The sequence below is a fragment of the Peterkaempfera bronchialis genome (genome assembly GCF_003258605.2).
Taxonomy (GTDB): domain Bacteria; phylum Actinomycetota; class Actinomycetes; order Streptomycetales; family Streptomycetaceae; genus Peterkaempfera; species Peterkaempfera bronchialis.
In genome coordinates this window covers 5,683,450-5,696,027 of sequence record NZ_CP031264.1, presented here as the reverse complement: position 1 = coordinate 5,696,027, position 12,578 = coordinate 5,683,450, and the positions used below count along the sequence as shown (strand labels likewise).

General features: G+C 70.7%; 9 protein-coding genes. 5 read left to right on the top strand and 4 right to left on the bottom strand.

Annotation, left to right across the window (positions count from 1 at the left end):
- Positions 1-558: 558 nt before the first annotated feature.
- On the bottom strand, positions 559-1,548 hold the full coding sequence (locus tag C7M71_RS24960; RefSeq protein ID WP_111489097.1) for a LacI family DNA-binding transcriptional regulator: 990 nt from the start codon (positions 1,546-1,548) through the stop codon (positions 559-561).
- 310 nt (positions 1,549-1,858) lie between these two features.
- Here C7M71_RS24960 and C7M71_RS24955 point away from each other — a divergent pair, with 310 nt between their 5' ends.
- The 5 genes from C7M71_RS24955 to C7M71_RS24935 all read left to right on the top strand — a co-directional run bounded on the left by C7M71_RS24955 (position 1,859) and on the right by C7M71_RS24935 (position 8,455).
- Positions 1,859-2,782: a carbohydrate ABC transporter permease gene (locus C7M71_RS24955; RefSeq protein WP_111489070.1), complete on the top strand. Its 924-nt coding sequence runs from the start codon at positions 1,859-1,861 to the stop codon at positions 2,780-2,782.
- Positions 2,783-3,721 carry a carbohydrate ABC transporter permease gene (locus C7M71_RS24950; RefSeq protein WP_111489072.1) on the top strand — a complete coding sequence of 313 codons (939 nt, stop codon included), beginning with the start codon at positions 2,783-2,785 and terminating at the stop codon, positions 3,719-3,721. It begins immediately after the preceding gene.
- Between the two features lie 120 nt (positions 3,722-3,841).
- On the top strand, positions 3,842-5,203 hold the full coding sequence (locus tag C7M71_RS24945; RefSeq protein WP_111489074.1) for an ABC transporter substrate-binding protein: 1,362 nt from the start codon (positions 3,842-3,844) through the stop codon (positions 5,201-5,203).
- Positions 5,204-5,567: 364 nt separating this feature from the next.
- Positions 5,568-6,560 (top strand): LacI family DNA-binding transcriptional regulator, encoded by a 993-nt coding sequence (locus C7M71_RS24940; RefSeq protein ID WP_111489076.1) that lies wholly within the window; start codon positions 5,568-5,570, stop codon positions 6,558-6,560.
- Between the two features lie 131 nt (positions 6,561-6,691).
- A complete protein-coding gene (locus C7M71_RS24935; RefSeq protein ID WP_111489077.1) occupies positions 6,692-8,455 on the top strand; it encodes a glycoside hydrolase family 35 protein in 1,764 nt (587 codons plus the stop codon).
- Between the two features lie 1,379 nt (positions 8,456-9,834).
- Here C7M71_RS24935 and C7M71_RS24930 read toward each other — a convergent pair.
- From C7M71_RS24930 to C7M71_RS24920, 3 genes are all read right to left on the bottom strand, one after another.
- Positions 9,835-10,515, bottom strand: coding sequence for a TIGR04282 family arsenosugar biosynthesis glycosyltransferase (locus C7M71_RS24930; protein WP_111489098.1), 681 nt, complete (start codon positions 10,513-10,515; stop codon positions 9,835-9,837).
- A gap of 14 nt (positions 10,516-10,529) precedes the next feature.
- The gene (locus tag C7M71_RS24925; protein WP_407675943.1) at positions 10,530-11,228 is read right to left on the bottom strand and encodes a glycosyltransferase family 2 protein; all 699 of its coding nucleotides are present in this window, start codon (positions 11,226-11,228) and stop codon (positions 10,530-10,532) included.
- A gap of 212 nt (positions 11,229-11,440) precedes the next feature.
- The gene (locus tag C7M71_RS24920) at positions 11,441-12,520 is read right to left on the bottom strand and encodes an NAD-dependent epimerase/dehydratase family protein (protein WP_111489079.1); all 1,080 of its coding nucleotides are present in this window, start codon (positions 12,518-12,520) and stop codon (positions 11,441-11,443) included.
- Between the last annotated feature and the right edge of the window lie 58 nt (positions 12,521-12,578).

Here is a 12,578-nt window from a genome sequence, read left to right as displayed (position 1 = left end):
CAGGGGTCGATCGGCCGGTGGGGAAGACCGCGAACACCGTCCCTCGGCCGGCGTCCGCGCCGCGCGCAGACGATCGTCCGAACGTCTGCGGCCACCCGCGTCGGATGTCGAGGCGGTGACCGAGCGACCGGATCGAACGACACCTCCTCGCATGTTTGCGCAACCATCGGCGGCAACTGTGCACCAGGAGCGGGGCTACGCGCAAGGATTTTGTCCCGTCTCAGCGAAGTTGCTCCGCGATAGTGGCCCTGACCTGCTCTGGAGCAGGTTGGGTGAGATGGGAGAGCTACGGCGGTCCCATTGACGATGCCCCGGACCCACGTTGCCTCGTGCCGTCTCAGCGAAGTTGCCCCGAATCCCCGTTCGCCGAGTGGTCGAGGACGTGGTGCCGTAGCAGGTAGGCGACTCGGGCGCTCGGTTCGGCAGCTTCGGTGGCCGCCTGCCGAAGGGCAACCGGATGAGACAACCGTCGGGTCGGGTCAGTCCGGAGCGCCGCCCCGGCTCCACCCGCCTGCCCGCGCCGCCGGGTCCCGCCCCGGTTGGCGCCCCTCCCCCACCTCACCGCCGCGACGGCACCGCCGTGCTGGCGCGCAGAGCCAGCCGAGTGGGGACGAGCACCGTACCCGGCTCCGCCGCCGCGTTCGCGATCTGCCGCAGCACACCCGCCACGCAGCGCCTGCCGACCTCGGCGAAGTCCTGGCGGACGGTGGTCAGCGGCGGCACGAAGGACGCGGCCTCGGGGATGTCGTCGAAGCCCACGACGCTGATGTCCTGCGGCACCCGCCTGCCCCGTTCATGCAGCGCACGCAGCAGTCCGAGCGCCATCTGGTCATTGGCGACGAACACCGCGGTGCAGTCGGGGTTGTCCGCCAGCCGCAGCCCCTCCCGGTAGCCGGACTCGGCCGACCAGTCACCGCGGACCGGCGGCGGCGCCTGCCGTCCCGCCTCCGCCAGCGCGTCCCGCCACGCCCGAGCACGGCGCTGAGCGGCGAAGGAGCCCTCGGGCCCGGCGAGGTGCCACACCGTGGAATGCCCGAGGCCGAGCAGGTGACGTACGGCCAGGTGCGCGCCGCCGACCTGGTCGGTGTCGACCACGCTGTAGTGGTCGCCTGCGTCGGAGTCGACGACCACGACCTGGACATGTGGCGGCAGCGTGACCGTGGCCGCATCCAGCAGATGCACCTCCATGATCACGATGATGCCGTCCACGGCCAGTTCCCCCAGCCGCGTGAAGGCCCCGCGGACCCCGGTCTGGGTCGGGACGGCCACCGGCTGCAGGGTGATCGCGTACCCCTGCTCGGCGGCAGACGTGGCGATGGCCTCCAGCGTGCGCACGTTTCCCGTGGTCGAGAGGGTGAAGAGAATGACGCCCAGCGTGCGGAACTCGCCGCGCTTGAGCGCGCGCGCCGCGCTGTTGGGCCGGTAGCCCAGTTGTTTCATCGCGGCCAGCACGCGGTCGCGGGTCTCCGAGACCACCCCGGAGGACCCGTTCGAGACGCGCGAGACGGTCTGCGAGGACACTCCGGCCAGGCGGGCCACGTCGGCCATGGAGGCGCCCCGCCGCCGACGCGCGGCCTGCGGTCGCGAGCTCCCGGCCGCCGAGAGGGCCACCCCCGAACCCTCCGCTGCGTCGTCCACGCCTGCCCCTTTCGCCCCCGTCGTCCGAAGATCGGCAGCCGAGTGGAACCTCGGCACAGCCCTTGACGCTCACCGATCAGCGATGCCAGCATCACGCTAATCAATGTTTGCGTAAACGTCCACGTCCGACCAAGCCGTCGGGGCCGCTATGTTTACGTAATCATCCAGCTTGGCCGGCGGGCGGCGACAGGGCTCGGGCAGCAAACGCGAGGGATGGGTCATGGCAGTCATTACACCCCCGTCAGCGGCAGGACGGGCCGCTCCAGCCTCGGGGCGTCCCAGGAGACGCCGCTGGATCGGCTGGGGATTCGTGAGCCCCTTCCTCATCGTGTTCGCGCTGATCTTCCTCGCACCGATCGCGTACTCCATCTACCTGAGCCTCTTCCGCGACCGGCTCATCGGCGGGAACTCCTTCGTCGGATTCGACAACTACCAACAGGCGTTCCGCGACCACGAGTTCTGGTCCGGACTGGCCCGGGTGGGCCTGTTCCTCGTGGTCCAGGTGCCGATCATGCTGGGCATCGCCCTGCTGGTCGCCCTGGCGCTGGACAGCGGCAGGCTCTACGGCAAGAACTTCTTCCGCATCTCGGTCTTCCTGCCCTATGCGGTCCCCGCCGTCGTCGCCACCCTCATGTGGGGCTTCATGTACGGCAAGCGCTTCGGCCTGGTCGCCAACATCAACGACCACTTCGGAGTCTCCCTGCCCGACCCGCTCTCCCCCGATCTGGTACTCGCCAGCATCGGCAACATCGTCACCTGGGAGTTCGTCGGCTACAACATGCTCATCTTCTACGCGGCGCTACGGGTCATCCCGCAGTCGCTCTACGAGGCCGCCGAGATCGACGGAGCCGGACAGTGGCGGATCATCGCCGCCATCAAGATCCCGGCGATCCGCGGTGCGCTGGTCATCGCCACGATCTTCTCGATCATCGGCAGCTTCCAGCTCTTCAACGAGCCGAGCATCCTCAAGTCCCTGGCGCCCAACGCCATCACCACCTACTTCACACCCAACCTCTACACGTACTCGCTGTCCTTCTCCGGTCAGCAGCACAACTACGCCGCAACGGTCGCGATCGTCATGGGGGTCGTCACGATGATCGTCGCCTATGTCGTCCAGCTGCGCGGCATGAGAAAGGAGGCGTGAGTGACGGCCACCGGCACCACGGTCACCCCTTCGTCCCCGTCCCTCCCGCGCCCGGTGCCGCGCACCCCGCGTCTCCTGCGCCACCGCTCCCCCGGCCGGCCCCGTCGCAGCGTCCTACTGACGGTGCTGACCAGCCTCGTAGTGCTCTACACCCTGGTTCCGCTGGCCTGGCTGTTCATCAACGCGACAAAGACCCAGCCGAAGCTGCTGGACTCCTTCGGCCTGTGGTTCAGCGGCCACTTCGCGCTGTGGGACAACATCAGGGAGACATTCACCTACAACGACCACATCTTCGTCCGCTGGCTGCTGAACACCCTGCTGTACGTGGTGGCGGGCGCGGGCGGCGCGACGTTCCTGGCAGTACTGGGCGGCTACGGCCTGGCGAAGTTCGACTTCCCCGGCAAGCGCGGAGTGTTCGCCGTCGTCATCGGCGCGGTCGCCGTGCCGGGTACGGCGCTGGCGGTGCCCACCTTCCTGATGTTCAGCAAGGTGGGCCTGACCAACACCCCCTGGGCGGTGATCATCCCGTCGCTGATCTCACCCTTCGGCCTGTACCTGATGTGGGTGTTCGCCTCCGAGGCGATCCCCGACGAACTGCTGGAGGCCGCCCGGGTGGACGGCTCGGGCGAGATCCGCACCTTCTTCCGGATCAGCCTGCCGCTGCTGGCACCGGGCATCGTCACCGTGCTGCTCTTCACCATGGTCGCGACCTGGAACAACTACTTCCTGCCGCTGATCATGATCAAGGACCCGGACTGGTACCCCCTCACAGTGGGGTTGAACGCCTGGAACGCGCAGGCGTCCACCGTTGGCGGCCAGCCCGTGTTCCACCTCGTGATCACCGGGTCGCTGCTGACCATCGTCCCGCTGATCGCAGCCTTCCTCCTCCTCCAGCGCTACTGGCAGTCCGGACTCGCCGCCGGCAGCGTCAAGGAGTGATCGCCGGTACCGGCCGCCGTATTTCCCCCTCATGTCCCCTGCTGGTCCTTTCCCTGCCACACCCTTGCGGTGCGCCGGGGCCTGCGCCGCAGATCACCACGCACAACGGAGTGAGATGAGATGACGAACAAGACGCTTCGCCGCTGGGCACAGGGGGTCGCGGTGCTCTGCGCCGCCACCCTCGGGCTGACCGCCTGCGGTTCTTCCGACGACTCCGGCTCCGATCCCGGCTCCGGCTCCGGCACCAAGACCTCGGGGGCCAACGCGGTTCAGTCCGCGCTGGACAAGGGCGGTTCCCTCACGGTGTGGGCCTGGGAGCCCACCCTCAAGCAGGTCGTCGCCGACTTCCAGACCAAGTACCCCAAGGTCCATGTGAAGCTGGTCAACGCGGGTACCGGCAACGACCAGTACACCGCGCTGCAGAACGCCGTCCAGGCCGGCAAGGGAGTGCCCGATGTCGGACAGATCGAGTACTACGCGCTCAGCCAGTTCGCCCTCGGCAAGTCCGTCGCAGACCTGAGTCCGTACGGAGCCAAGGATCTGTCCGAGGTCTACTCCCCCGGTCCGTGGAACTCCGTCAGCATCAACGGCGGTGTCTACGGGCTGCCCATGGACTCCGGCCCGATGGCGCTGTTCTACAACAAGAAGGTCTTCGACAAGTACAAGATCGCCGTCCCCACCACGTGGGACGCCTATCTGGACGCGGCCCGCAAGCTGCACAAGGCGGACCCGAAGGCGTACATCACCAGCGACACCGGCGACGCCGGCATGACCACCAGCCTGATCTGGCAGGCGGGCGGCAAGCCTTACACGGTGGACGGCACCAAGGTCTCGGTGGACTTCGGCAACGACCCGGGCACCGCCGCGTATACCAAGGTGTGGCAGCAGTTGGTCTCCGAACACCTGCTCTCGACCGTCCCTGGCTGGAGCGACCAGTGGTACAAGGGCCTGGCCGACGGCACCATCGCCACCCTGGCGACCGGCGCCTGGATGCCGGCCAACTTCAGCTCCGGCGTGGCAGCCGCCTCCGGTGACTGGCGGGCCGCCCCGCTGCCGCAGTGGCAGGCCGGCCAGAACGCCAGCGCCGAGAACGGCGGCAGCTCGCTGGCCGTCATGCAGGCGAGCCAGAACAAGGAACTCGCCTACGCCTTCCTCCAGTACGCCGACCAGGGCGCCGGTGTGCAGACCCGGATCAAGGGCGGCGCCTTCCCGGCGACGACCGCGGACCTGAACTCCCAGGCGTTCCTCGACACACCGTTCCCGTACTTCGGCGGCCAGCAGGCCAACAAGGTCTTCTCCGAGTCCGCCAAGAACGTCGTGCCCGGCTGGTCCTACCTGCCGTACCAGGTCTACGCGAACTCGATCTTCAACGACACGGTCGGCAAGGCCTATGTCTCCTCCACCACTCTGACCAGCGGGCTCAAGGCCTGGCAGGACGCTTCGGTCAAGTACGGCAAGGATCAGGGCTTCAGCGTCGACTGACACCCGTACGACAAAGGGGAGCGGCGGGGCACGGAGATCCGGGTCCCGCCGCTCTCTCACCCCGACGCGCGCCTCGCACCTCGCTGTACCGGCGGGCCGCCGTCACCGGTGTCGGCCGTACCGCTGTCCCGCTGTCCCGCTGGACACGGTCGGAGACTGCGGTATGGTTGCGTAACCATACGTCGGTGCCGACTTCTGTGCAAGACCGCTCCGCGCGACCTAAACTCGTGCCGACAAGTGGCCGACGACAGCAGTGAGGTGCGCGACTCCGGTGGACGGCATTGCTGAAACCGACCGGACCGGAGACGGCGGGCCTCACCGGCAGACGCCGGACCGGCGGGCCGGACGCAGGCGCGGGGCCTCCATGGCGGACGTCGCCCGACTGGCCGGGGTGTCCGCGCAGACGGTCTCCCGCGTGTCGAACGGCTACCCCGGGGTCGTGGAGTCGACCCGGCAGCAGGTGCTCGCGGCCATGAAGGAACTCGGCTACCGGCCCAACAGCGCGGCCCGGGCACTCAAGCGCGGCGAGTTCCGCACCCTGGGCGTGATCCTCTTCAACATGTCCACCACCGGCAACATGCGCACGCTGGAGGCAGTGGCACTGTCCGCCGCCCAGGAAGAGTACGCGACCACGCTCATGCCGGTCACGGTGCCGTCCCAGGACGAGGTGCGCGGCGCCTTCACCCGGCTCGGCGAACTGGCTGTGGACGGTGTGGTCATCATCATGGAGGTCCATCTGCTCGACGCCGCCATGGTGTCGCTGCCGCCGAACGCGCAGGTCGTCGTGGTGGATTCCAACGCCGGCGACCGCTACTGCGTGGTCGACACCGACCAGGCGGGCGGCGCCCGGGCCGCGGTGGAACACTTGCTCGACCTCGGACACGAGACCGTCTGGCACGTGGCGGGGCCCGAGGCGTCCTTCTCCGCCGAGCGGCGGGTGGAGACCTGGCGCTCGGCGCTGGCCGAGGCCGGGCGCGAGGCGCCTGAACCGCTGCGCGGCGACTGGTCCGCGGAGTCCGGCTATCTGGCCGGGCAGCGCATCGCGGCCGCTCCGGAGTGCACGGCGGTCTTCGTCGCCAACGACCAGATGGCCCTGGGAGTGCTGCGCGCGCTGCACGAGCACGGGCGGCGTGTCCCGGAGGACGTCAGCGTCGTGGGCTTCGACGACATCCCCGAGGCCGCGTCCTTCGTACCGCCGCTCACCACCGTGCACCAGGACTTCCCCGAGGTCGGACGGCGCTGCGTGGAGAGCGTACTGCGGCAGATCCGCAACAACGCGGCGGAGCGGGGCACCACTCTGGTCCCGACCCGCCTGGTGACCCGTGCCAGCACGGCGCCGCCGCGCGGTCGGCGCTGAGCCCTCGCGACGGAACCGCGCGTTATCCGAGACGCCTTGACACAACTGGGACCCCTGGTCAGACTCACAAGCTGATGATTGCGTAAACATCGACCACGAGCTTCAGCCCGACGGTAGAGGACCACCACCCCATGCCCGCTTTGCGTATCGACGGAGACGACTTCCGTCTCGACGATGAGCCGTTCCGCATCATCTCCGGCGGCCTGCACTACTTCCGGGTGCACCCGGACCAGTGGCGGGACCGGCTGCGCAAGGCCCGGCTGCTTGGGCTGAACACGGTGGACACCTACATACCGTGGAACCTGCACCAGCCGCGGCCGGACCGTTTCCGGTGGGACGGCATGCTGGATCTGACCGCCTTCCTCGACCTCGCGCGCGAGGAGGGCCTGTATGTGCTGCTGCGCCCGGGCCCGTACATCTGCGCCGAGTGGGAGGGCGGCGGACTGCCGTCCTGGCTGCTGGCCGACCCCGGCATCCGGCTGCGCAGCGCGGACCCGGCCTTTCTGGCCGCGGTGGACGGCTATTTCGACGCGCTGCTGCCCCACGTACTGCCGTATCTGGGCTCGCGGGGCGGCCCGGTGCTCGCGGTACAGGTGGAGAACGAGTTCGGGGCCTACGGCGCCGAGGCCGAGGACGGCACGGCCTACCTCGGGCACCTGACCACGGCGCTGCGCGAACGCGGGGTCGACGTACCGCTGTTCACCTGCGACCAGCCCGCCGACCTGGCCCGCGGCAGTGTCCCCGGGGCGCTGAGCACCGTGAACTTCGGCAGCGGCGCCGACCGCAATCTGGCCGTGCTGCGCGCACACCAGCCCGAGGGCCCGCTGATGTGCACCGAGTTCTGGAACGGGTGGTTCGACCGCTGGGGCGGCGCGCACGTCGTCCGCCCGGCGGCCGACGCCGCCGCAGAGCTGGACGCGATGCTGTCCGCGGGCGCGAGCGTCAACCTCTACATGTTCCACGGCGGCACCAACTTCGGCTTCACCAACGGCGCCAACGACAAGCACACCTACCGGCCGACCGTCACCTCCTACGACTACGACTCCCCGCTGGACGAGGCGGGCGACCCCACCGCCAAGTTCGCCGCCTTCCGCGAGGTCATCGCCCGGCACGCCCCCGTGCCCGAGGCGCCGCTGCCCGAACCGTCGAAGAAGCTGAACCTCCTCGGCATCGAGCTGGACGAACGCGCGCCGCTGTTCACCGCCCTCGACCTGCTCGGCGCCGCCGTGCCCGGCGACCGGCCGCTGACGATGGAGGAACTGGGCCAGGACTTCGGTTTCGTGCTGTACGAGACCCGGCTCGGCACCCCGGGGCCGGTGCTGCTGCACGCGCCCGGCGTGCACGACCGCGCCCAGATCTTCCTCGACGGCCAGCCCGTCGGCGTACTGGAGCGCGAGAGCCACGAGCAGACGCTCGCCCTCACGGTGCCGCCCGGCGGCGCCGCCCTCGCGGTGCTGGTGGAGAACCAGGGCCGGGTCAACTACGGCCGGGCCATCCACGACCGCAAGGGCCTGACCGGACCCGTCAGCGTCAACGGCGCCCCGCTGCGGGGCGGCTGGACCAGCCGGCCGCTGCCGCTGGACGACCTGGGCGCGCTGCGCTACGAGTCCGCCACCGCCCCCGGTGTCGGGCCGGCCTTCCACCGGGGCACGTTCGAGGCGGCCGGGCCCGCCGACACCTACCTGGACCTGGCCGGCTGGACCAAGGGCTGCGCCTGGGTCAACGGCTTCCACCTGGGCCGCTACTGGTCGCGCGGCCCTCAGCAGCGGCTGTACGTACCCGGCCCGGTCCTGCGGGCGGGCGGCAACGAGATCGTCGTGCTCGAACTGCACGCCACCGCCCGGGGCTCGGTGGACCTGCGGGACGCGCCGGATCTCGGCCCCACCGAGGAGTGACACGGCGGCCGGCCCCGGGGCCACGCCGCCCACGGCCACGCAGACCACTGGCCACGGGAGTCCGGCCACCGTGCTCCCGACGCCCTCCGTACCCCCTCACCCGGGGCCGGGTCGCTCGGCGGGGGTCGTCGAGGCGCGGGCACTGGGGGGCAGTACGAGCTGCGCGGCCTGTGGAGCCGCTCGTGCTGGTCGACTCTTCCTCGATCATCTGACCTGCGGTTTCGAGTTCTTCCTGTTCATCGAGCTGCCGCCATTGCTCGTATCGGGCCTGTCGCGGGAGGTGCTGAGCCTTGCGGTCGGCGGCGACCCGGCTGGCGACTTCAACGAGCCTGGCGTGCCTTTCGCGGGCGCGGGCGCGGCAGCTGGGTGATCGCGGCGCGCTCGCGGACGAGGCCGGCGTGGGCTCCGGGCGGCCTTGCGGAGGTCCTGGTCGGTGAATGGCAGCTCCGCCGCCTCCGTCTTGTCCGCAGGCGTGTCGGCGGTATCCGAGCGAGGTGAGCGAGGAGGTCTTCTCCGTCGAGGGCGTTGATCGGCTGGGGGTTCGGCGCCATCGCGGACGACCTGATCCTTTGCCTTCGGAAGCTCTCACGAACGCCATCAGCCATGCGGCACACGGGGAGACGGTGACGGTGGTGGTCCGGCGGGAGGACTCGATGGTCCACATCGGGGTGGTGGATCGCGGTCTCCGCCGCCCCAGGCTCGTGGTGCCGGCCGAGGCAGCTCTCTCCAGCCCCCGCCTGCGGGGCACCAACTTGAAGAAAGGGGTCGGGGCTTGTTCTTGATCAAGATGCTCTCCTCTCGGTGGGGAGTGGCACCTCGTCCTCCCGACGGTAAAGTGCGTGTGGTTCGAGAGAGATAGAGACGTGGACCCGTGCTCGCTCGGAGTCTTTGGATGACCTCGATACCAGTCCCCGTGACCTCTGCCTCGGTCACTTCTGCCTCAGGCGCCGGGCAAGCGTTACCGCTGCCGAGCAGGACACTGCGGGAGTCGCAGGGGCGACGGGAGTACACCCCCGGTCGATGAGCTGCTGACCGTGGCTGCTGGGAGGAGAAGCAGGTCCCTCCCTCGCCACTGTCCGCGCCGGCCGTGGGAGGCACCCCCGCTGCTGATCCTCCGCCAGGACGCGCGAGCGCAAAGCACGGGGTGGTGCTGGCTGCCAGCTCCTCCTGGCGGGCTGAAGTTGGCCACCACAGCGCATCAGCGCGATGGCAGCCTTCCATGAGCCTATTCCGGAATCGGTGCGTGACCGGGTCTGGGAGTACCTTGCGGCGACCGGGACGTCGGTGGTGTCCGGCAATCCGGGGTCGACGGACTTGCCGTTCTGCTCCCGGACCGCGAGGTAGAGCACCGGCACTGATCGCTGAACTCGCCCTCCGTCTCAGCCGCCCCTGGGTGGCCGAGCGTCTGTCCTCGTGGACCTCTGGAAGGAGACAAGGTCGCGGGAGTAGCACTTCAAGCGGGTAGCGAACCTCGATCCCGGCGCCGCGGCTGCCACCGCGTCCGCGTCGGGCGCTGTGTCCACGTCGCGCAGGAGCGGCAGGTCGCGTACCCGAAGACCCGCTCCGGTGAGTCGGTCGCGCTGGGCGGCACCGGTGTACGGGGCGGACATCGGGATGCCTCGCAGCAGCGCCGGGTCGGGCGCGGCCAGGCCGAGCGCCCAGAACCCGCCGTCCTCCGCCGGGCCGAACCACGCGTCGCACTCCCGCCACGCATCGGGATCCAGTACGGGGGCGAGGAGCTTCGGGGTGAGTTGTGGGGTGTCCATGCCGACCAGTAGGGCGGGGCCGTCCGCTACGGCGGCGAAGGCCGCGGCCAGCCGCTCGTCCAGGCTGCCGGACGCCTGCGGGATCACCTCGATGCCAGGCGGCAGCCAGCGTCCGGGCGTACCGTCCAGGAAGAGCGTCCGGCGGCGGGCCGGGCAGCGCAGCACGGTCTCCAGGGTGTCGGCGAGCGCCGCCTCCGCCAGGGCGGCGGCCTGGGCGGGGGTGAACGGCGGGGTGAGCCGGGTCTTGACGTGCCCGGGCCGCGGCTCCTTGGCTATCACCAGCAGCGCGGTCAGCCCGACCGGGCCGCTCACCGGGGGGCTCCTGCCAGACGCCGGGGCGGCTCGCTGAGGACCGCGCGCATGTCGCGCACCGCGTTCCAGGTGCCACGCCAGGTGCCCGTGACCTTGGAGCGGCCGGTGCGCGGGTGGTACGGCACGTCGACCTCGCGCACCCGCCATCCGGCGTCGGCGGCTCGGATGACCATCTGCAACGGGTACCCCGACCTGAGTTCGGTCAGGTCCAGGCCGAGCAGGGCCTCCCGGCGGGCCACCCGCATCGGACCGAGGTCGTGCAGGCGCAGGCCGGTGCGGCGGCGGATCAGCCTGGCCAGCTCGCGGTTGGCGAGCCGGGCGTGGACCGGCCAGGCGCCGCGTGTCGTCGGCCTGCGCCGCCCGAGTACCAGGTCCGCCGCGCCGTCCAGGACGGCGAGGGCCAGTGCCGGCAGCTGCCCCGGGTCGAGGGAGGCGTCGCAGTCGCAGAAACAGACCACGGGCGCGGTGGCGGCGCGCAGCCCGGCCGCGCAGGCGGCACCGAAGCCGCGCACCGGTTCACCCACGACGTGCGCGCCCAGGGACGCGGCGAGCTCGGCGGAGCCGTCAGTCGAGCCGTTGTCGACGACCACGGCGCGCCAGCCGGGCGGTATCCGCTCCAACACCCAGGGAAGGGCGGCTACTTCGTCAAGGCATGGCAGCACGACGTCCACAACGGGCCGATCCCTTTCGATCACGTCTGTCAGCGTACGGATTGCCGCATATGGAGGGAAATGGAATAAAGCACCCGGATGACCTCATGCGCGCTACCGTTGCCGTGCGGCGCGGGCAGGTGGCGTCGCACCGTCTTCGCCGGCGGCGGGGGGTTCGGGCACCCGGGCGCTTCGGGCCGATGCGGGCCGCAGCGGTTCCGGTGGATGCGGGTTCGAGGCCGCCTCCCGCACGCGCCTTACCGACGCACCGACGCCCGGCCGCGCAGGGGGGCCTTCGCGAACTCCCGGATGCCGTCGGCGAACGGTACCCGGGGCAGCCAGCCGAGTTCCCTGCGCAGCCGTGACGAGGAGGCGGTGATGTGGCGGACGTCGCCCAGCCGGTACTCGCCGGCCACCACCGGCTCGGGCCCGCCGCAGGCCGCGGAGAGCGCGGCGGCCACCTCGCCCACGGTGTGCGGGATCCCGCTGCCGACGTTGTAGGCGCGCAGTGTGCCGTCCGGGATCGCGGCGCCGACCGCGCCGAGCACCGCCACGTTGGCGGCGGCCACGTCCCCGACGTGGACGAAGTCCCGGCGCTGACCGCCGTCCTCGAAGACCCGGGGCGGCTCGCCTCGGGCGAGCGCGGAGCGGAAGAGCGAGGCCACCCCGGCGTACGGGGTGTCGCGCGGCATCCCCGGCCCGTAGACGTTGTGGTAGCGCAGAGCCACCGCCCGGCCGCCGGTGGCCCGCGCCCAGGCGGCGGCCAGGTGCTCCTGGGCGACTTTCGTCGCCGCGTAGACGTTGCGCGGGTCCGGCGGCGCCTCCTCCGGCACCAGGCCGGGGGTGAGCGGATCGCCGCAGCGCGGACAGACGGGCTCGAACCGCCCAGCGTTCAGGTCGGCGGCCCGGCGCGGGCCGGGCCTGACCGTCCCGTGCCGGGCGCAGTCGTAGCGGCCCTCGCCGTAGTAGACCATCGACCCGGCCAGGACGAGTTCGCTCACCCGCAGCCGGGCCATAGCCGTGAGCAGGACGGCGGTGCCCAGGTCGTTGCACCCCACGTAGGCGGGCACGTCGTCGAAGTCCCGGCCCAGGCCCACCATCGCCGCCTGGTGACAGACCGCGTCCACCGCGCGCAGCGCCTCCTCGACCACCGCCCGGTCTCGCACGTCACCGCGCACGAACGCGACACCAGGCGGCTGCGGGGGCGGGCAGGCCGCCGCGCCGTGCGCCGCGGGCAGGACCGCGTCCAGCACGCGCACCCCGTGTCCGGCCTCGACCAGCGCACGGACAACGTGGGAGCCGATGAACCCGGCCCCTCCTGTGACAAGGACCAGCACGCCTTCAAGACTACGGCCGGATCCGACACGCGGCGGCGCGAGACCCTCCGGCGCGTTC